This is a genomic window from Streptomyces sp. NPDC001858 (assembly GCF_053594615.1).
Genome location: NZ_JBSFEV010000023.1, coordinates 74,874 through 92,608, shown reverse-complemented (window position 1 = coordinate 92,608; position 17,735 = coordinate 74,874). Strand labels below are relative to the sequence as shown.

General features: G+C 71.0%; 13 protein-coding genes. 3 read left to right on the top strand and 10 right to left on the bottom strand.

Features of this window, described 5'->3' with window-relative positions; genetic code table 11:
- Window positions 1-40 precede the first annotated feature (40 nt).
- From ACWCPF_RS28285 to ACWCPF_RS28275, 3 genes are all read right to left on the bottom strand, one after another.
- Entirely contained in the window at window positions 41-811 is a 771-nt protein-coding gene (locus tag ACWCPF_RS28285; RefSeq protein ID WP_451047926.1) for an NUDIX hydrolase, read from the bottom strand.
- 140 nt (window positions 812-951) lie between these two features.
- Window positions 952-2,871, bottom strand: a complete 1,920-nt coding sequence (locus ACWCPF_RS28280; protein ID WP_451047925.1) for a glycogen debranching N-terminal domain-containing protein — start codon at window positions 2,869-2,871, stop codon at window positions 952-954.
- A 649-nt stretch (window positions 2,872-3,520) separates the two neighbouring features.
- On the bottom strand, window positions 3,521-5,323 hold the full coding sequence (locus tag ACWCPF_RS28275; RefSeq protein ID WP_451047924.1) for a DUF4192 domain-containing protein: 1,803 nt from the start codon (window positions 5,321-5,323) through the stop codon (window positions 3,521-3,523).
- Between the two features lie 195 nt (window positions 5,324-5,518).
- On the opposite strand from ACWCPF_RS28275, the gene ACWCPF_RS28270 reads away from it, so the two are divergent.
- Window positions 5,519-7,684, top strand: coding sequence for a RecQ family ATP-dependent DNA helicase (locus ACWCPF_RS28270; RefSeq protein WP_451047923.1), 2,166 nt, complete (start codon window positions 5,519-5,521; stop codon window positions 7,682-7,684).
- 366 nt (window positions 7,685-8,050) lie between these two features.
- A complete protein-coding gene (locus ACWCPF_RS28265; protein ID WP_451047922.1) occupies window positions 8,051-8,671 on the top strand; it encodes a hypothetical protein in 621 nt (206 codons plus the stop codon).
- 353 nt (window positions 8,672-9,024) lie between these two features.
- Here ACWCPF_RS28265 and ACWCPF_RS28260 read toward each other — a convergent pair whose 3' ends face one another.
- The 5 genes from ACWCPF_RS28260 to ACWCPF_RS28240 form a co-directional block, all read right to left on the bottom strand.
- Window positions 9,025-9,660 (bottom strand): hypothetical protein, encoded by a 636-nt coding sequence (locus ACWCPF_RS28260; protein WP_451047921.1) that lies wholly within the window; start codon window positions 9,658-9,660, stop codon window positions 9,025-9,027.
- Between the two features lie 67 nt (window positions 9,661-9,727).
- The gene (locus ACWCPF_RS28255; protein WP_358804472.1) at window positions 9,728-10,429 is read right to left on the bottom strand and encodes a ribonuclease HII; all 702 of its coding nucleotides are present in this window, start codon (window positions 10,427-10,429) and stop codon (window positions 9,728-9,730) included.
- A 443-nt stretch (window positions 10,430-10,872) separates the two neighbouring features.
- Window positions 10,873-11,778, bottom strand: a complete 906-nt coding sequence (locus ACWCPF_RS28250) for an ADP-ribosylglycohydrolase family protein (protein WP_451047920.1) — start codon at window positions 11,776-11,778, stop codon at window positions 10,873-10,875.
- 12 nt (window positions 11,779-11,790) lie between these two features.
- The gene (locus ACWCPF_RS28245) at window positions 11,791-12,450 is read right to left on the bottom strand and encodes a histidine phosphatase family protein (RefSeq protein WP_451047919.1); all 660 of its coding nucleotides are present in this window, start codon (window positions 12,448-12,450) and stop codon (window positions 11,791-11,793) included.
- Window positions 12,451-12,582: 132 nt separating this feature from the next.
- Window positions 12,583-13,188: a YdbC family protein gene (locus ACWCPF_RS28240; protein ID WP_451047918.1), complete on the bottom strand. Its 606-nt coding sequence runs from the start codon at window positions 13,186-13,188 to the stop codon at window positions 12,583-12,585.
- Between the two features lie 156 nt (window positions 13,189-13,344).
- Between ACWCPF_RS28240 and ACWCPF_RS28235 the strand changes: the two genes are divergently transcribed.
- Entirely contained in the window at window positions 13,345-13,878 is a 534-nt protein-coding gene (locus tag ACWCPF_RS28235; RefSeq protein ID WP_451047917.1) for a TerD family protein, read from the top strand.
- A gap of 105 nt (window positions 13,879-13,983) precedes the next feature.
- Here the strand turns inward: ACWCPF_RS28235 and ACWCPF_RS28230 are convergent, their stop codons facing one another.
- A complete protein-coding gene (locus tag ACWCPF_RS28230; protein WP_451047916.1) occupies window positions 13,984-16,884 on the bottom strand; it encodes a vitamin B12-dependent ribonucleotide reductase in 2,901 nt (966 codons plus the stop codon).
- A gap of 166 nt (window positions 16,885-17,050) precedes the next feature.
- Complete coding sequence (nrdR, locus tag ACWCPF_RS28225; RefSeq protein WP_451047915.1) at window positions 17,051-17,620, bottom strand: transcriptional regulator NrdR; 570 nt, start codon at window positions 17,618-17,620, stop codon at window positions 17,051-17,053.
- Window positions 17,621-17,735: the final 115 nt, after the last annotated feature.

Sequence of the window (17,735 nt, the reverse complement as noted above, 5' to 3'; positions counted from 1 at the left end):
CCGCCCGTGCATCAGCGGCAGCGACAGCGGCAGGCCGGTGTCAGATCTCGGGCCGCAGCATCGGCGGGTTGAGCAAGGTCGCGCCGCCCGCGCGGAACAGCTGGGCCGGCCGGCCACCCTGCCGAGTGGTGGTGCCACCGGTGGGGACCAGGAAGCCGGGCGTGCCCGTCACCTTGCGGTGGAAGTTGCGCGGATCGAGCGCCACGCCCCATACCGCCTCGTAGACGCGGCGCAGTTCGCCGACCGTGAACTCGGTGGGGCAGAACGCGGTCGCGAGGGACGAGTACTCGATCTTGGAGCGGGCTCGCTCCACGCCGTCGGCGAGGATCTGGGCGTGGTCGAAGGCGAGCGGGGCGAGCGGCTCGCCGTCCCGGCCGTAGCCACCGTGCTGCAGCAGTTCCTCGACCGGCGCCCAGCGCGCGTTGCTGGCGTCGCCGCCCGCTCGCGGAGCCGGCAGGTCCGGAGCGAGCGCCAGGTGCGCGACGCTGACGACGCGCATCCGGGGATCGCGCTTGGGATCGCCGTACGTGGCGAGCTGCTCCAAGTGGGCGCCGTTGTCCGGGGCAGGTGCCGATTCCGGGGCCGCGGGATCGTGGGCGCGCAGTCCGGTCTCCTCCGCCAGTTCGCGCGCCGCCGCCTGCGTCAGGTCCTCGTCGGCCCGCACAAAGCCGCCCGGGAGCGCCCACCGCCCCTGGAATGGCGCCTCACCCCTGCGCACCGCCAGCGCGCACAGGGCATGGCGGCGCACGGTCAGCACGACCAGGTCCACGGTGACGGCGAAGGGCGGAAAGGCTGACGGGTCGTAGGGCATGCGGCGATCATAGTCGTCTTCCTGACGATAAACACTCCCTTCGTCGACCGCTTCGGCGGCTGATCCGCTGCGGTTCAGCGGGCCTGTCGGCGTCGGCTTCGGCGCCCTTCCGGCACTGCGTCACACGAGGTCACACGGGGTCACACTCCCAGTTGGAGCCCATCGGCTGCTTCCTCCACCATGGCGAGTCCGAGCCGACTGACCCGTACGGAGAAGGGAGCGCCCGCGACCCGCAGCCCGGTCAGGCCGATCTCGCCCAGGGGTGCGCTGGGGACCGGGCGCAGGGTGACGGTTCCGGCCGGGGCGTCGGGCCGGATGCCGACGAGGGTGGTCAGCAGCAGGACCCCGGCCGCCGCGGCGGTGGCCGCGGGACGACAGGCGGCCGGATGGGGAAGGGGTGCGTTCCCGTCGCCGCGCTGCTCTCCCGCGTACATCTCCGGGAGTCGGCGGCCGAAGGCTTCGGCCGCCGCCAGTACGCCTCGCAGCAGCGCCGCGCTCTCCTTCTCGTAGCCCGCCGCCGCCAGTCCCGCGACGGCGATCGCCGTTTCGTGGACCCGCACGGCACCGCTGCGGTGGCCGAAGGGGTTGTAGCCGACCTCCTTCGCGCCGAGGCCGCGCAGTCCCCACCCGGAGTCCATGGCGGGGCTGCCGAGCAGCCGGGCGAGCTGTTCGGTCTGCACCTTGTCCAGCAGCCCGGCGGCATGGGCGCCACCGCCGAGCAAGCCGGTGTCGAGGAGGTGGACGGTCGTCGCGCAGAGGTGGGACAGCGGTCGCCCGTCCGGGGCGAGAGCGGCCGCGGGTCTGCCGCCTCCCGGGTCGTCGATCCAGAAGTCCCGCCGGAAGACGGCACGTGTTGCCCGAGCCCACTGCCGTAGCCCGTCGCCGCCCGGTCTCGCGCAGGCGTCGAGCAGGTCGGCGCCGAGGAGCGCCGCACGGTGGGCGTGGGCCTGTGTCTCGCAGCGGACGGGCCCGTTGGGCTGGGGGTCGCCCAGATAGGGCCCGTCGCCGACCGCGGTGCGCAGCCAGGTGAGGCAGCGCTCGGCGGCCGGCAGCAGTTCCTCCGTCTCCTGGTCGGGCAGACCCCATCGGCGGGCCTCCGCGAGGAGCACCGGGAAGAGCAGCGTGGCCTCGGTCCCCGTACAGCCCGGAGGCAGGTGGGCGCCCGCGTCCCGCCGGGGGCCGGGGATCATGCCGCATCGGGGTCCGCGGCCCGTGACCTGGGTGCGGGCGAGGATGCGCAAGGTGCCCGCGGCGAGACGGGTTCCGAGCGGCAGCGTCATACGGGCCGCGGCAAGTGCCTCGGCCGGGGCCAGGCCGCAGCGCCAGGGCGCCCCCGCCGCCAGGTGGGTGTCGGCGGGGTGCGCGGGGTCTCGCACCAGCAGTGCCTGCAGATCCTCGACGCTGGTCGCGAGAAGCGCCGGGACGCGCGCATCGTCGCCCGTGGCCTGCGCCGGAGCGAGCGGGCTCGTGGCCGCGCGCCCGACGGCTCGGACCGGACCGGCACCTTCCAGACGCACTCTCAACTCCACGCGGACACTGCCGCCGGGAGGCACGTCGAAGTCCCAGCGCAGCAGACCCGCGGAGGCGATCGCATCGGCGGGCGGCGGGTCGGCCGTGACGCACGATGTCCCGGCCGCACAGGACCAACGCAGGCCGGAGTCATGGACGCTGGCGGGCAGTTCGGGGCCCACGGCACCGGACGCGATGGCCCCCAGGTCGGCCAGGTCGGTGCCGAGGGCCACCTCCACCGGCAGGCGCAGTGGCCGGGCCGCAGCGCTGTGCAGCGTGATCCGCTCCGTGCCGTCGGCGGAACGGGTCCGCTCGACGACGACGTCCGGGTCCGGGCCGCCGTGCGGGGTGACACGGAGGGTGCCGACGAATCGGGCCCGGTCGGCCGCCGTCATACGGGCCTGGACGACCAGCGGTTCGCGTCCCGCCACCCGGACCTGGCAACGGGACAGGATGCGCCGACCCGCCCGGTAGAACCCGTCCAGCCCCCGCCCGGTCAGCTGCCCCTGTTCGGTCGAGATGGCGAGGCCCGGCAGGGCGACGCAGATCATCGCCGTGTGGGCGGGGGGCAGACCGACGGAACGCGGCTGAGCCGGCGACCCGGGCGGCGGCGCGGCGCCTCTGGGCGAAGAGGGCGGAGCAGGGCGACGGGACGCGCCTGCGGACTGGAACCCGGACGTGTTGCGGGCGGCCTCGTCAGCGCGTGTGCCGGAGGTCGGCACCGGGTTGTCGCGGCTCGAGCGTTGGTCGGCGGCGGCTGAGGGCGGAGTCGGCTGATGCATGCGGTGACTTCTTCTGCTCTCTGTGCGCCTCGGACATGGTCGAGGCCTGGTGGAAGGCTCCGGCAGGGCGGGTGCGCTGCGGCGGCACGACCCGTGCAGGCGTTCCGCCACTCAGGTGAACGGGGCGGGACTCCCCCGGGTCACGCCCCCGGCCGCAGCCCCCACCGAATGGCGGCCTGACGGGACTCGCCATGGCCGCCGGACGGGACTCGCCGAGCCGCCTCGGCCTCCGGGCGTGGCCGGCCGCCGCGGCAGACGGGACCGGGCAGGGCGGTGTTCGCCCAGCCGCGGTCGTCGGCAGCCACCTTCGGCAGGTGGCTGCGGGATGTCGTCGGCAACGCGCCCCGGCCCCGGCCCCGGCACTCCCTGGCCACGGCCGTCGTTCGGCATGGACCTCGTCGGCGATGCCGACAGGGCGTCACGCCTTCCCGACGTTGTCGTCGCCGTCAGACCGCGCTGCTTCCGGGCAGTCGCCGCGACGTCGTGCGGACGGCTTTCCGGCAGGGCGCGGACGGGAGCCTCCTCGGCTCGACCCGGCGGGATGTGTGGTGTGCGTCCTCGCCGCGTGAGATCCCTCTCCGCCCCCAGCCGACGGGTGGCCGGTCCCGGCGGCGGCGGGACGAGAGCGGCGGCGCCTTCGTGCGGCCGTGAGTGCGGACGTCGACGTCGGCACCGATCCTTGCGTGCCTGCGGCTGGGCCGTGCTGCCCAGAGTCCGCGACGTCCTCCGTGTGACCGGGGTGATCCGGCTCTTCGGCTCCGCAGCGGCTGTCCACGTCGTCGGGTTCGCGGGGGTGGTTCCCTTCGCCCGGACGGCCCGGACCCGCCGCTGCGGTGTGACTGTCGCAGCCCTCCGGGCGCTCGCGCTCGGTGCGCTCGGTGCGCAGGCAGCGGCGTACCGACTCGGGGTCGAGGCCCTCGTTGCAGGCCTGGTGCAGGAGGCGGGCGAACAGATAGTCCGGGTCGGTGCCCAGGGCCATGGCCAGGGCTTCCCTCGCCTCGAGTTCGTCGCCGCTGGACCAGGCGACCCAGCCCGCGAGCGTGAGGGGCGCCGCCGCATACTCGCCGTACGATCCCACGCAGCGGCGGGCCAGAGCCCGCCACAGCCGCAGGGCGGGGGCGGCCTCGTCGCCCTCCATCCACTGCGCCGCCCAGTCGCGTGTCACCCGGTCCTGAAGGCCGAGGATCAGAGCCGCGGCCTCGTCGCATCCGAGCAGTTCGTCGTCTCGGTGGTCCGCAAGGAGGACGCCCGACACCAGGGGCGCTTCGGCGAAGCGCCGCCTGATCCGTCCGGCCAGTTCGAGCGTCTCGTCGGCCACCGCCGCACGACTCGCCTCATCGAGAATCCTGGGGATGAGCGCCATGCCGACCGCGTCCAGGGCGACTTCCTGTTCCAGGGCGGCACCGGTCTCGAGAGGCAGCAGTCGGGCCCGCAGCTCGCGCAGAGTGCCGCGGACCTGGATCCCCGCGTAGGTCGCGGCGGCGGCCAGCACGGAAGTCCCCGGCAGGCCCATCGGGACGCCCTCGACCGGGCAGCAGCCCTCGCCTCCGCAGCAGTAGGACCAGAAACGGCCATCGGAGATGCACAGCGCCTCGATCACGGGGATGTCGAGGTTGCCGCATGCGACACGGAGCCGGTGGGCCAGCGGCAGCAGTCGTTCCATGACCTGACGGCCCGTCTCGCCCTTCTCCGGCTCCTGGCAGAGGTAGGCGACCATCTGCGCGGGACGGTGGCCTCGGCGCTCGCTGCCCTTCACGAGCCCCTCCGCCAGCTGGTGGGCGACAGCTCCCCAGTCGTCCGGGTTCGCGGGAATGCCTAGGCGGGCACGGCCACCGAACCGGCCCCGTCCGCCCTGGTCGTGCAGGGCGACCAGGACGATGCTGTCCTCCGGCCGGTACCCGAGCAGATAGGGCAAGGCATCGGCCAGCTCGGCCGGGGAGCGCAGGGTGACCTGGTGGGCGGCGGGGCTGGCGCCGTACTCGGGTTTTCCGTTGTACATCGTGTGGCTGACATACGCCGCGTGCCCGCCCGCCGGGGTCTGCTCATTCGACGGGAGCTGCCCACTCGCCGCCGTCTGCCCCTCACCTGGCGGGGGCCCGTCGTACAGCACGCCTCCGCCCTGTCCGTTCTGCCGGTCCCGCTCCTCCCGCCCGTCACATCCGTCACGTCCGGTGATGTCGCCGTTTTCGGAGGATCCAGTGATTTCGCCGTGATTCGTCATGCGCAGACGATCTCGCGAATCACGAAATCCCGCTGAGCCTGTGGATAAGTCCGATCAGGGCCATGCCAGACATACGGGACCGTCGGCCCCGGAACCCGCCCAGCGCCCTGCTCCCGCCCCGCTCATGCCCCGCTCCCGCCCTGCTCCCGCCCCGGTCGGGACCGGATTGTCAGCGCCGTCCTGTTGTATGGGGGCATGGAGCACACGAGCAACGCGGATCTCCGGGCCGACGCCGACGCCGTCCTCGCCCGTCTCGTCGGCGATGCGTCGGGCGGGGCACGGCTGCGCGAGGACCAGTGGCGGGCGATCGAGGCGCTGGTCGCGGACCGGCGCCGGGCTCTCGTGGTCCAGCGGACGGGATGGGGCAAGTCCGCCGTCTACTTCGTGGCGACCTCGCTGCTCCGAGCACGTGGTTCCGGCCCCACGGTGATCGTCTCACCGCTGCTCGCCCTCATGCGCAACCAGGTCGAGGCCGCCGCCCGCGCCGGAATCCATGCGCGGACCATCAATTCCTCGAACACCGAGGAGTGGGAGACCGTGCGGGGCGAGATCGCCGCGGGCGAGGTCGACGTCCTGCTCGTCAGTCCGGAGCGGCTCAACAACCCGGACTTCCGCGACCAGGTGCTGCCCGAACTGGCCGCGGCGACCGGGCTGCTCGTGGTCGACGAGGCCCACTGCATCTCCGACTGGGGTCATGACTTCCGGCCGGACTACCGCCGGCTGCGGACCATGCTCGCCGATCTCCCGCCGGGTGTACCGGTGCTCGCGACGACCGCGACCGCCAACGCGCGCGTGACCGCCGACGTCGCCGAACAACTCGGCACCGGCGGAACGTCGGACGCCCTGGTGCTGCGCGGCGCGCTGGACCGCGAGAGCCTCAGCCTGAACGTGCTGCGGCTGCCCGACGCCGCTCACCGGATGGCCTGGCTCGCCGAGCACCTCGACGAACTCCCCGGCTCCGGAATCATCTACACGCTCACCGTGGCGGCCGCGGAGGAGGTCGCCGCCTTCCTCCGGCAGCGCGGCCACATCGTCACGTCGTACACGGGCCGCACGGAGAACGCCGACCGGCAGCAGGCGGAGGAGGATCTGCTGGCCAACAAGGTGAAGGCGCTGGTCGCCACCTCCGCGCTCGGTATGGGCTTCGACAAGCCCGACCTCGGCTTCGTCGTGCACCTCGGCTCGCCTTCGTCCCCGATCGCGTACTACCAGCAGGTGGGCCGCGCGGGACGCGGCGTCGAGCACGCGGAGGTGCTCCTGCTGCCGGGGAAGGAGGACGAGGCGATCTGGGAGTACTTCGCGTCGCTCGCCTTCCCGCCGGAGGAGTTGGTCCGCCGCACGCTGGACGTCCTCGCGCGCGCGGGGCGGCCCGTGTCACTGCCCGCCCTGGAGCCTTTGGTAGAGCTGCGCCGCTCCCGCCTGGAGACCATGCTCAAAGTCCTCGACGTGGACGGGGCGGTCAAGCGGGTCAAGGGCGGCTGGCTCGCGACCGGACAGCCGTGGACGTACGAGACCGAGCGGTACGAGTGGGTAGCGCGCCAGCGCAAGGCCGAACAGCAGGCCATGCGGGAGTACGCGTCGACGACGGACTGCCGGATGGAATTCCTCCAGCGCCAGCTCGACGACGACGGCGCCAAGCCCTGCGGCCGCTGCGACAACTGCGCGGGAGCACGCTACGCCGCCGAGACGTCCACGGCCGCGCTGGACGCCGCGCGCGTGGACCTGGGCCGCGCGGGCGTCGAGGTGGAGCCCCGCCGGATGTGGCCGACCGGTCTCCCGGCGATCGGCATGGAACTCAAGGGACGCATTCCCGCGGGCGAACAGGCGGCGAACGGGCGCGCCCTGGGGCGTCTCTCGGACATCGGCTGGGGCAACCGGCTCCGTCCGATGCTCACCGCGCAGGCTTCCGACGGACCGGTTCCGGACGACGTGGCCAAGGCCGTGGTGGGCGTGCTGGCCGACTGGGCGAAGGGTCCCGGCGGTTGGGCCTCCGGAGCGGCCGACGCCACGGCGCGCCCGGTCGGCGTGGTCACCGTCGCCTCACGCACGCGACCGCGGCTGATCCACTCGCTGGGCGCGCGCATCGCGGAGGTCGGCCGGCTGCCGCTCCTGGGGTCGGTGGAGTACACCGCCGACGCCTCGCCGATCTCCCGCAGCAACAGCGCCCAACGCCTCAAGGCCCTCCACGGCCTGTTGGAGGTGCCTCCCGCGCTCGCTGCCGCCCTGGCCGAGGCCCGGGGCACTGTCCTGCTCGTGGACGACTACACCGAGACCGGTTGGACCCTCGCGGTCGCGGCCCGGATGCTCCGCCGCGCGGGCGCGCAGGGGGTGTTGCCCTTGGTTCTGGCCGTGCAAGGCTGACCGCCAGGGCGGCCGCCGGGGCGGCGAAGACGTCGCCGGTATCGGCGGTGTCAGGGGTGTCTCGGCAGCGGCGTTCCGTTGAAGTTCCTGCCTCAAGGAGGCGAACAGAGCACGAACATGGCGCGGACGCGGCTTGAACGGTGGACTCAGGCGTCGTTCCGCGAATCACTGGGTAGGGATATAAGCCACTCACCTCCATATAACGGTCGGTGGCCCCAATTGCTCGTTGCCGCATCCAAGTTCGACAGGAAGAATTGAGGTCCGCTCCCCGCACGGCTCGTCCGTAGTCCGGTAGGGCTCTGCTGCGGTGTGCGCTCCCCCGAATCCGACCCGCCCGCAGTGTGGGCCGTAGCCGAAGGGAGGATCGTGACCTTCGGATTCGCTCCGTCCTCGGCGGCATCGTTGTCGACGTCCACGTCCACCACCTCCGCCAACCGCTTGCTCGAGCCTGCCGAATGGGCCGGAGCCGGCATCCCGCTGCTGCGCAACCCACGGGAAGTGGTCAGCGGGCTGCACTCGCGGCACCGACCACAGCTGGCCACCGCGATCGTGGCTGTGCTCGACCCGGACGAACGGGTGCGGGCCAGCGCCTCGTTCACCCGACGCCAGACATCCACCGACGGCTGGATGTTCCGCAACGCCCTGCTCGCCCAACTGCGCCGGGTCGTCCCGCACGACCTGCGACGCCGTACGCCCGTGCGCACCGCCGTGCTGCTGTACTGCCGTGACGGCGACGCGAACTGGACCGAGGAGGACGGGGCGTGGATGTGGGGCCTGCGTGACGCCTGCACGCTGCACGGGTTGCGCTGCGGTGCGTACATCACGCTGACCCAGGACGGCTGGCAGGTCCTCGGGGAGGGCCGGGGAGGCCGTCGCCCCAACTCGCATTCGGCTCCGGAGCCGTTCGCCCTGTCCGAGGCCCCGCCTCCGCTGCCACGGACCGGTGGCTCCGCCTCAGAGGTACTGAGACGCGCGGCCGCTCGCTGAAGAGCGACCGGCGCAACGCCTCTTGCCCGTCCCATCGGCATCGGCATCGGCGCCCGCAACGACGCGGGCGCCACGGTTGCTCGCCTGCGCCGCCGATCGGTCCTGGCAGCCGCCGAGGACCAGATCCTCTACGGAGCCGACCGTGTCGGACAACGCCGGGCAGGGCAGGGCCGGATCGGACGACACCGACCCAGGCACACCGAAACGCGTGCGCCGCGACCTCTGCCGTCCCGCGCACACGCAGCCACGCACACGCATCCGTCCACCGGAAGGCGTCGTGCGGGCACACCACAGAGGCGCCGCGGCAGCGACGCCTCCATGATCCCGACGCCTCGCGGCCTGCCGGAACCGACTCAGACGCCCGCGCCGAGCGCCGTGTTGATCTGCTGCGGGTCACCGCAGACGATCAGCAGGGCAGCGGCCCGAGCGCGGGCCAGCGGCAGCGTGGTCGCGGCCACGGTGTCGGACCCGCCGTTGACGGCGACCACGACGACCGGACGCACACCCGCTCGGCCCGCGACGGCGGCATCGGCGTAGAAGACGTCGTCCCCCGCGTCGTGCTGCGCCCAGTAGGGCGCCTCGCCGAAGGACAGTTCGTGGGCGGCCCAGGGATGCTGTTCGCCGGTGGTGATCACCAGCACGTCCCCTGGGGCACGCCCCGATTCCAGGAGGAGGTCCACGGCCTCCTCGGCGGCGTCCAGCGCGCCCTCGACCGAGGCCGGGATCAGCTGGACCTGGGGGGTCACCGACGCGGGCGCGGCGGCGGGAGCGGCCGGGGCCGCGGGCCCGGGCTTGGCGGCCACGTCACGCGGTGTGCGTTGCGCCGGCGGCGTGGGCCGAAGGGGTCCGGGACGACCGGGACGCGACGGAGCCGCGGGACGGGGTCCGGGTACAGGTCGAGGGGTCGGCGCTGTGCGGCCGCTGGCCGGAGTGGCGCGGGGACCCTGGGCACTCTCGTGAATCTGAGGCTCCTCGGGAATGAGAGGCATGGGCTGTTTCTTATCAAACATTGGTGCGACACGCGCCAACGGGTGGCACACAGCGCGGCCGGAATCGTCAGAAGTCGAAGCCGAGCTGACCTTCGATCTCCGGAACGCTTCCGTTCGCCCAGCTGCGGGCCTTCTTGAGATGCCGCCACTGGGGCAGCGCATCAAGATACGCCCACGACAGCCGGTGGTACGGGGTGGGGCCCCGCTCCTCCAGTGCGGCCTTGTGCACGGGGGATGGATACCCGGCATTGTCCGCAAAACCGAAGTCTGCATGGTCGATACCCAGTTCGGCCATCATTTTGTCGCGCTGGACCTTGGCGATCACCGAGGCCGCCGCGACCGCCACGCACGACTGGTCGCCCTTGATCACCGTGCGAACCTGCCACGGGTCGCCGAGGTAGTCGTGTTTGCCGTCGAGGATCACCGCGTCCGGGCGGATCGGGAGCGCTTCCAGGGCCCGCCCGGCGGCGAGCCGCAGGGCGGCCGTCATCCCGAGGTCGTCGATCTCCTCCGGGGAAGCGTGCCCGAGGGCGTAGGAGGTCACCCACGTCAGCAACACCTCGGCGAGCTCGGTGCGCCGCTTGATCGTGAGCAGCTTGGAATCGGTGAGACCGGCGGGGGGTCGGCGGAGTCCGGTGACCGCCGCGCAGACGGTGACAGGTCCGGCCCACGCACCGCGGCCCACCTCGTCGACACCGGCGATGACCTTGGCTCCGGTGGTGGCGCGCAGAGAGCGCTCGACGGTGTGAGTGGGTGGTTCGTACGGCATGGCGTCCTTAGATTACGCCGCCCGGATCCCCTCGCGACACCCCGGTCGGCACCCGCCCCCGACGGCCTGAGAGCAGCGGCGTCGAAACCGCGATCAGAGGGCGTCCGACCGCAGCGACCGCAGCCTGAGCCGGTCGATCATCTCATCGAGCTCTCGGGCACTCCCTTCGCATGAGCACATCTTGGATCGACGCATCACCATGGCCGGGAGGAAGTCAGAGACCCGCCCGCTGACCGCGTCGATCCAGACCTCACCCGCCCCTGGATTCCTCGTCCGACGACCTCTTGAAGGATCTCGACGGTCGAGTCGACCACGCCCTCGAAGGTCAGGTTCTGGCAGCGCTCCACCCCGAGTGGATCGCATTCGTGAATCACCGAGCACACCGCCAAACCAGAACAGCGCAGCAGGAGAGCGGGAGAGCATCGGCGGACACCTGCCGCGCGTCAGACGGCAGCGGGCATCCATCCCGGCAGCGCTTCGACCTGCCGCGCCCACGCCCCCGGCGGCGCTCCGGCCTTGCCGGACGCCAGTACTCCGCCCACGATGGCGCAGGTCGTGTCCACGTCCCCGCCGACCTGCGCGGTCGTCCAGAACGCCGTCTCATAGTCGGTGAGGGCCCGCGCGGCCGACCAGATCGCGAAGGGGACGGTGTCGTGGGCCGAGGTACGCCGTCCGCAGCCCAGCACCGCCGCGACGGTGGCCGCGTCGGCGTAATCGAGCATGTCTCTGGCGCGGCGCAGGCCGGCGCCGACGGCGCTCTTCGGGACGAGGGCGATGACGCCGTCCAGCAGCGCCTCGGCGCGCGGCGGGCCTTCCGGGGCCGCTGCCAGCGCGGCGGCCGCGGCGACGGCCATGGCCCCGACCACGGCCTCACGGTGCTGATGCGTGGGGTAGGCGGAGATCTCCGCCTGGTGGGTCGCCTGTTCGGGATCGTGCGCGTACCAGGCGCCCAGGGGGGCGATCCGCATCGCGGCGCCGTTGCCCCAGGACCCCTGCCCGTTGAAGAGGGCGGCCGACAGCTCACGCCAGTCGGCGCCCTCCCGGACCAGCCTCAGCAGCCGGTTGACCGCTGGGCCGTACCCGCGGTCGAAGTCGTGGTGCTCCGCGAAGGAGTGGGCCAGGGCGTCCTGGTCGATGCGGTCATGGGTGGCCAGGACGGCGACGACGGAGCAGGCCATCTCGGTGTCGTCGGTCCACTGCCATGGGCCGGGCGGCAGCTCGCGGCGCTGCAGCAGCGGGTAGTTCGCCGGCACGAAGAACTGGGAGCCCAGCGCGTCACCCACGGCGAGGCCGCGCAGGCTGGCAAGGGCGCGTTCCAGGCGCCCGTCGGGAGAGGTGTCAACAGTCATCGATCTCCCACTCTATCCAGTGATCCCGTAGGGCTCCGGATCTCGCCAGCGGTTGAAGGGCCGGTCAAGCGTGTATTTGCCGTCGTCTCCGAGAACGAGCATGCGCATCTCGGCGTTCCCCGGGTTGGCGAGGGACTCGAATTCGGCGACCGTCCAGTGGAACCAGCGCATGCAGAACAGGCGCATCGCCAGGCCGTGGGTCACGATGAGTACGTTCGGCGGGTGGTCGGGGGCCTCGAAGCTGCGGAACAGGCTCTCCAGGAAGCCGCCGACCCGGTCGTAGACGTCGGCCCCGCTCTCGCCCTGCGCGAAGCGGTAGAAGAAGTGGCCGTAGGCGTCCCGGTAGGTCTTCTGCAGCCGTACGTCTTCGCGGTCCTGCCAGTTTCCCCAGTCCTGCTCCCGCAGCCGGGGCTCCTCGCGTACCCGTATGAGCTCGGGGTCGAGGTGGAAGGCGCGGAGGGTCTCATGCGTCCGCCGGTAGGGGGAGACGTACACGCTTACCCGCTCGCGGCCGAACACCTCCCGGATGTTCTTTCCCGTTTCCTCGGCCTGCCGCCATCCTCGGTCGGTCAGGGCGAGTGCATGGTCGGGCTCACGCTCGTAGACGGTGTCATCAACATTGCCCGTTGACTCCCCGTGGCGGACAAGGACGATGCGCCGTGGTCGTGCCATGCCAAAACCCTAGATCGGATGACGGCCGATCGAGCACTCACAGCGCCTCCATACGGCGCAGGTCACACAGATCCCGCATCAGAAAGCCCAAATCAGCACACGATCATCGTGCTCCACGCCGACTCCCGGATTTCAAACCGTCCAGGTCGACTCGAGTTCGACGATGTCACCGGTGAGGGCGGCGATGTCCGCCTCGGTCTGGGCGCGCAGCGCCAGCCGCTCCACGCGTTCGGTCCGGTACTTTCCGTGTTCGGCCTGCGAGCGCCACATCGACAGGACCATGAACTCGTGCCCGGGCGCCTCGGCGAACAGCCCGCGGATCATGCCGGGCGAGCCAGCCATGGCGGGGTTCCACACCTTCTCCTGCATCAGGGTGAAGTGCTCGGCGCGTTCCTCGTGCACCCGGCACAGGGCCACCCGCAGCAGGTCGGAGTCGGTGAAGCGGGGTTCGAAGCCGGTCTTCACGTCGAAGCGGTAGTCGAACAGGCGCACCTGGGCGTCCTTGAAGGTGCCCGACTGGGCCGCCGCGAGCCGGTCGTGGGAGCGCGCCATGAAGGAGTCGTAGAAGGCGCGGCTCTCCCAGAAGGCGAAGACATGCGCGACCGCGGGGCGCCCCCTGCTCCAGCCCCCGCCCTGTCCCCGAAATCCCGGCTCCCCCAGAAGCCCCGCCCACTTTCGCTGTCCCCGTTCGAAACCGCGGCGGTCCACCACGGTGCAGCGAATCCACTTGACCAGCACCGCGCCATGGTACGGCCCGCAGGCGTGGCGTTGGTCACTCTCGGGCACACAGCGGTCCTGCGACGCTGCACGCGCGCGTGGCAGGATGGGCAACCAGCCGTGACGGTCGGCCAGTTCGGGGCGACAGCAAACGGGGAAACGGGGAGGGGAAGTCCGGTGAGCGGGCTCAACAAGGGAATCCGCAAGATCGAGATGGCGCTGAAGTGGGACCCGAGTCCTGCGGGACAACCGCCCACCGATCTGGACATTGTGGCCGCGACCTATCTGGCGAGCGATCCGAAGGGCGCCCCTGCCTATGTGGTGCACTTCGACAGTCGTTCCCCGGACGGCACGATCTATCTCAACCGGGACAGCAAGGACGGCAAGGGGTTCGGCTGGGACGAGGTGATGACGCTGGAACTCGACCGCCTCAACGCGCGGTACGCGCGCGTGGTCGTCGGTGTCGTCGTCCAGCAGAACCCCGACCACCGGACCTTCGTCAGCGTGCTCAACCCGGCTTTCCGGATACGGGAGAGCTACACCGTCCTGGACGAGGACGACTTCGGCGCGGTTCTGGGTGCGACCGCGGCGACGGTCGCGGAGTTCGTCCGCGAGCCGTCGGACGGCTGGTCGTTCCACTCCGGCGTCCAGGGCTTCGAGGACGACCCTGCGACGTTCACGAGGATCATGGGCCAGCTGCGCCGGCCCTGACGCCGGCGCGTCGGCCCCGAGCCGCAGAACGCCGAGGGCGGGTGGAGCCGAGTACCGGCTCCACCCGCCCTGACCTGCTGGGTCACACCCAGCAGGGGCAAGACATCAGCTGCAGCCGCTGGTCGATCCGCAGCCCTCGCAGATGTAGCAGGAACCGGCCCGCTGCATCTTCGTACCGCAGGAGAAGCACAGCGGGGCGTCCGCCTGGATGCCCAGCTGCATCTCCACCAGCTCGGCGCTGGTGTGGGCCTGCTGCGGGGCGGGCTTGGCCACCTCGACGTCGGCCTTCGGGGTGGCGACGGCCTTCAGGTCCGTCGGGCGCGGGGCGGACTGGGCGAGTCCCTCCACGTCCACGTCCTCGTCCTCGAGGTTCGGCTCGTACGAGCCGGTCTCCAGGTGGCGCTGACGCTCCTCGGCGGAGTGGATGCCGAGTGCGGAGCGCGTCTCGAAGGGCAGGAAGTCGAGCGCCAGGCGACGGAAGATGTAGTCGACGATCGACTGCGCCATCCGCACGTCCGGGTCGTCGGTCATGCCGGCCGGCTCGAAGCGCATGTTCGTGAACTTCGAGACGTACGTCTCCAGCGGCACGCCGTACTGGAGGCCGACGGAGACCGCGATGGAGAAGGCGTCCATCATGCCGGCGAGGGTCGAACCCTGCTTGGACATCTTCAGGAAGACCTCGCCGAGACCGTCGTCCGGGTAGGAGTTGGCGGTCATGTAGCCCTCGGCGCCGCCGACCGTGAACGAGGTCGTGATGCCGGGACGGCCCTTGGGCAGGCGCTTGCGGACCGGGCGGTACTCGATGACCTTCTCGACCGCGGTGCGGATCGTGTCCTCGGCCTTCGCGGTGACCTCGGTCTTCTCCTTCTCCTTGGTCTTCGCGGAGAGGGGCTGGCCGACCTTGCAGTTGTCGCGGTAGATCGCGAGCGCCTTGACGCCGAGCTTCCAGGCCTCGAAGTAAATCTCCTCGACCTCCTCGACGGTCGCCGTCTCCGGCATGTTGACCGTCTTGGAGATGGCGCCGGAGATCCAGGGCTGAATCGCGGCCATCATGCGGACGTGGCCCATCGGGGAGATGGCGCGCTCGCCCATGGCGCAGTCGAAGACCTCGTAGTGCTCGTTCTTGAGGCTCGGCGCGTCGATCACATTGCCGTTCTCGGCGATGTGGGCGACGATCGCCTCGATCTGCTCCTCCTGGTAGCCCAGGCGGCGCAGGGCCTGCGGCACGGTGCCGTTGACGATCTGCATCGAGCCGCCGCCGACCAGCTTCTTGAACTTGACCAGGGCGAGGTCGGGCTCGACGCCGGTGGTGTCGCAGGACATCGCCAGACCGATGGTGCCGGTCGGGGCGAGCACGGACGCCTGGGAGTTACGGAAGCCGTTCTTCTCGCCGAGGCGCAGCACGTCCTGCCAGGCCTCGGTCGCCGCGGCCCAGACCGGGCTGTCCAGGTCGTCCACGCGGACGGCCGTGCCGTTGGCGTCGGAGTGCTGCTTCATCACGCGGTTGTGGGCGTCGGCGTTGCGGGCGTAGCCGTCGTAGGGGCCGACGACCGAGGCCAGCTCGGCGGAGCGGCGGTAGGCGGTGCCCGTCATCAGGGAGGTGATGGCACCGGCCAGGGAGCGGCCGCCGTCGGAGTCGTACGCGTGACCGGTGGCCATCAGCAGGGCGCCGAGGTTGGCGTAGCCGATGCCGAGCTGGCGGAACGCGCGCGTGTTCTCGCCGATCTTCTGGGTCGGGAAGTCCGCGAAGCAGATGGAGATGTCCATCGCGGTGATGACGAGCTCGACGACCTGCTGGAAGCGGTCGGCGTCGAAGGACTGGTTGCCCTTGCTGTCGTCCTTGAGGAACTTCATCAGGTTCAGCGAGGCGAGGTTGCAGGACGTGTTGTCCAGGTGCATGTACTCGCTGCACGGGTTCGACGCGGTGATCCGGCCCGACTCGGGGCAGGTGTGCCAGTTGTTGATCACACCGTCGTACTGGATGCCCGGGTCGGCGCAGGCCCACGCGGCCTCGGCGAGCTTGCGGAAGAGCGCCTTGGCGTCGACCTTCTCGATGATCTCGCCGGTCATCCGCGCGCGGAGGCCGAACTGGCCGCCGTGCTCGACGGCCTCCATGAACTCGTCGTTCACCCGGACCGAGTTGTTGGCGTTCTGGTACTGGACGGACGTGATGTCGTCGCCGCCCAGGTCCATGTCGAAGCCCGCGTCGCGCAGAGCGCGGATCTTCTCCTCTTCCTTCACCTTGGTCGCGATGAAGTCCTCGATGTCCGGGTGATCCACGTCCAGGACAACCATCTTGGCCGCCCGGCGAGTGGCGCCACCGGACTTGATGGTGCCGGCGGAGGCGTCGGCGCCGCGCATGAAGGAGACCGGGCCGGAGGCGTTGCCGCCGGAGGAGAGGAGTTCCTTGGAGGAGCGGATGCGGGACAGGTTCAGGCCTGCGCCGGAACCGCCCTTGAAGATCATGCCCTCTTCCTTGTACCAGTCGAGGATCGACTCCATGGAGTCGTCGACGGCGAGGATGAAGCAGGCGGAGACCTGCTGGGGCTGCGGCGTGCCCACGTTGAACCAGACGGGGCTGTTGAAGCTGAAGATCTGGTGCAGGAGGGCGTACGCCAGCTCGTGCTCGAAGATCTCGGCGTCGGCGGGCGAGACGAAGTACTTGTGGTCCTCGCCGGCCTTCCGGTAGGTCTTCACGATGCGGTCGATCAGCTGCTTGAGGCTGACCTCGCGCTGCGGGGTGCCGACGGCACCGCGGAAGTACTTGCTGGTGACGATGTTGACCGCGTTCACCGACCAGAAGTCGGGGAACTCGACGCCACGCTGCTCGAAATTGACCGAGCCGTCGCGCCAGTTGGTCATGACGACGTCACGGCGCTCCCAGACCACCTCGTCGTACGGGTGCACGCCGGGGGTGGTGTGGATGCGCTCGATACGCAGGCCCTTGGTGGTCTTGGCGCCCTTGGCGCGGGAACCTCGTGCCGGACCGCTCGCCGTCTCTGTCATGCCGCCTCCCTCTACGGGCGAAAACGCCCTGAAATGCCACGCTGTTCCCGTGACACGATGTTCTGTGTTGTGCCGTGGGCGTACACGCGCTACCGCCCACAGCAGGTATCGGTCCACCGCCGCCCGGCCGGTCCGGGAATGTGAAGTCCCGGCTCCGGCCCGTCGGTCAGTCGGCGGCGTGGGCGGGCTCGGGGACCTGCACGGTCCCTCCGCGCCCGCCGCTGTCTTCCTGGCTCCCCGCGACAGCCCCTGTGTCGTCCGCGCGGTCGTCGTCGTCCGCGGCGGGGTGTCCTGTCTGATCCCTGAGTTCCGCGATGGCGGCCTCGAAGTCCTCGAGCGAGTCGAACGCCCGGTAGACGGAGGCGAATCGCAGATAGGCGACGAGGTCGAGCTCTTGCAACGGGCCGAGTATGGCCAGCCCCACATCGTGGGTGGTCAACTCGGCGCTTCCGGTGGCCCGCACCGCTTCCTCGACCCGCTGGCCGAGCTGAGCGAGCGCGTCCTCCGTGACCGGCCGTCCCTGGCATGCCTTGCGCACGCCATTGATGACCTTGGTACGGCTGAAGGGTTCGGTGACTCCGGACCGCTTCACCACCATGAGCGAGCACGTCTCCACGGTCGTGAAACGACGGGAGCAGTCAGGGCACTGGCGGCGCCTGCGGATCGACGTGCCGTCATCCGTCGTACGGCTGTCGACGACACGACTGTCGGGGTGCCTGCAGAAGGGGCAGTGCATGAACTCCAACCCTCCTCACAGCAGACTCAATGGCCTCGCCGGGCCTCATGGGCCCCTCGAAGCAGCCCCAAGCATAGGGGATCCATGAGCATCCGAAGACACCGGGGACCACAAC

Excerpts from the sequence above, each read along its gene's own strand:
- ACWCPF_RS28285 (WP_451047926.1), bottom strand. The coding sequence starts at position 811 with ATGCCCTACGACCCGTCAGCCTTTCCGCCCTTCGCCGTCACCGTGGAC.
- ACWCPF_RS28280 (WP_451047925.1), bottom strand. The coding sequence starts at position 2,871 with ATGATCTGCGTCGCCCTGCCGGGCCTCGCCATCTCGACCGAACAGGGG.
- ACWCPF_RS28275 (WP_451047924.1), bottom strand. The coding sequence starts at position 5,323 with ATGACGAATCACGGCGAAATCACTGGATCCTCCGAAAACGGCGACATC.
- ACWCPF_RS28270 (WP_451047923.1), top strand. The coding sequence starts at position 5,519 with ATGGAGCACACGAGCAACGCGGATCTCCGGGCCGACGCCGACGCCGTC.
- ACWCPF_RS28260 (WP_451047921.1), bottom strand. The coding sequence starts at position 9,660 with ATGCCTCTCATTCCCGAGGAGCCTCAGATTCACGAGAGTGCCCAGGGT.
- ACWCPF_RS28255 (WP_358804472.1), bottom strand. The coding sequence starts at position 10,429 with ATGCCGTACGAACCACCCACTCACACCGTCGAGCGCTCTCTGCGCGCC.
- ACWCPF_RS28250 (WP_451047920.1), bottom strand. The coding sequence starts at position 11,778 with ATGACTGTTGACACCTCTCCCGACGGGCGCCTGGAACGCGCCCTTGCC.
- ACWCPF_RS28245 (WP_451047919.1), bottom strand. The coding sequence starts at position 12,450 with ATGGCACGACCACGGCGCATCGTCCTTGTCCGCCACGGGGAGTCAACG.
- ACWCPF_RS28230 (WP_451047916.1), bottom strand. The coding sequence starts at position 16,884 with ATGACAGAGACGGCGAGCGGTCCGGCACGAGGTTCCCGCGCCAAGGGC.
- nrdR (WP_451047915.1), bottom strand. The coding sequence starts at position 17,620 with ATGCACTGCCCCTTCTGCAGGCACCCCGACAGTCGTGTCGTCGACAGC.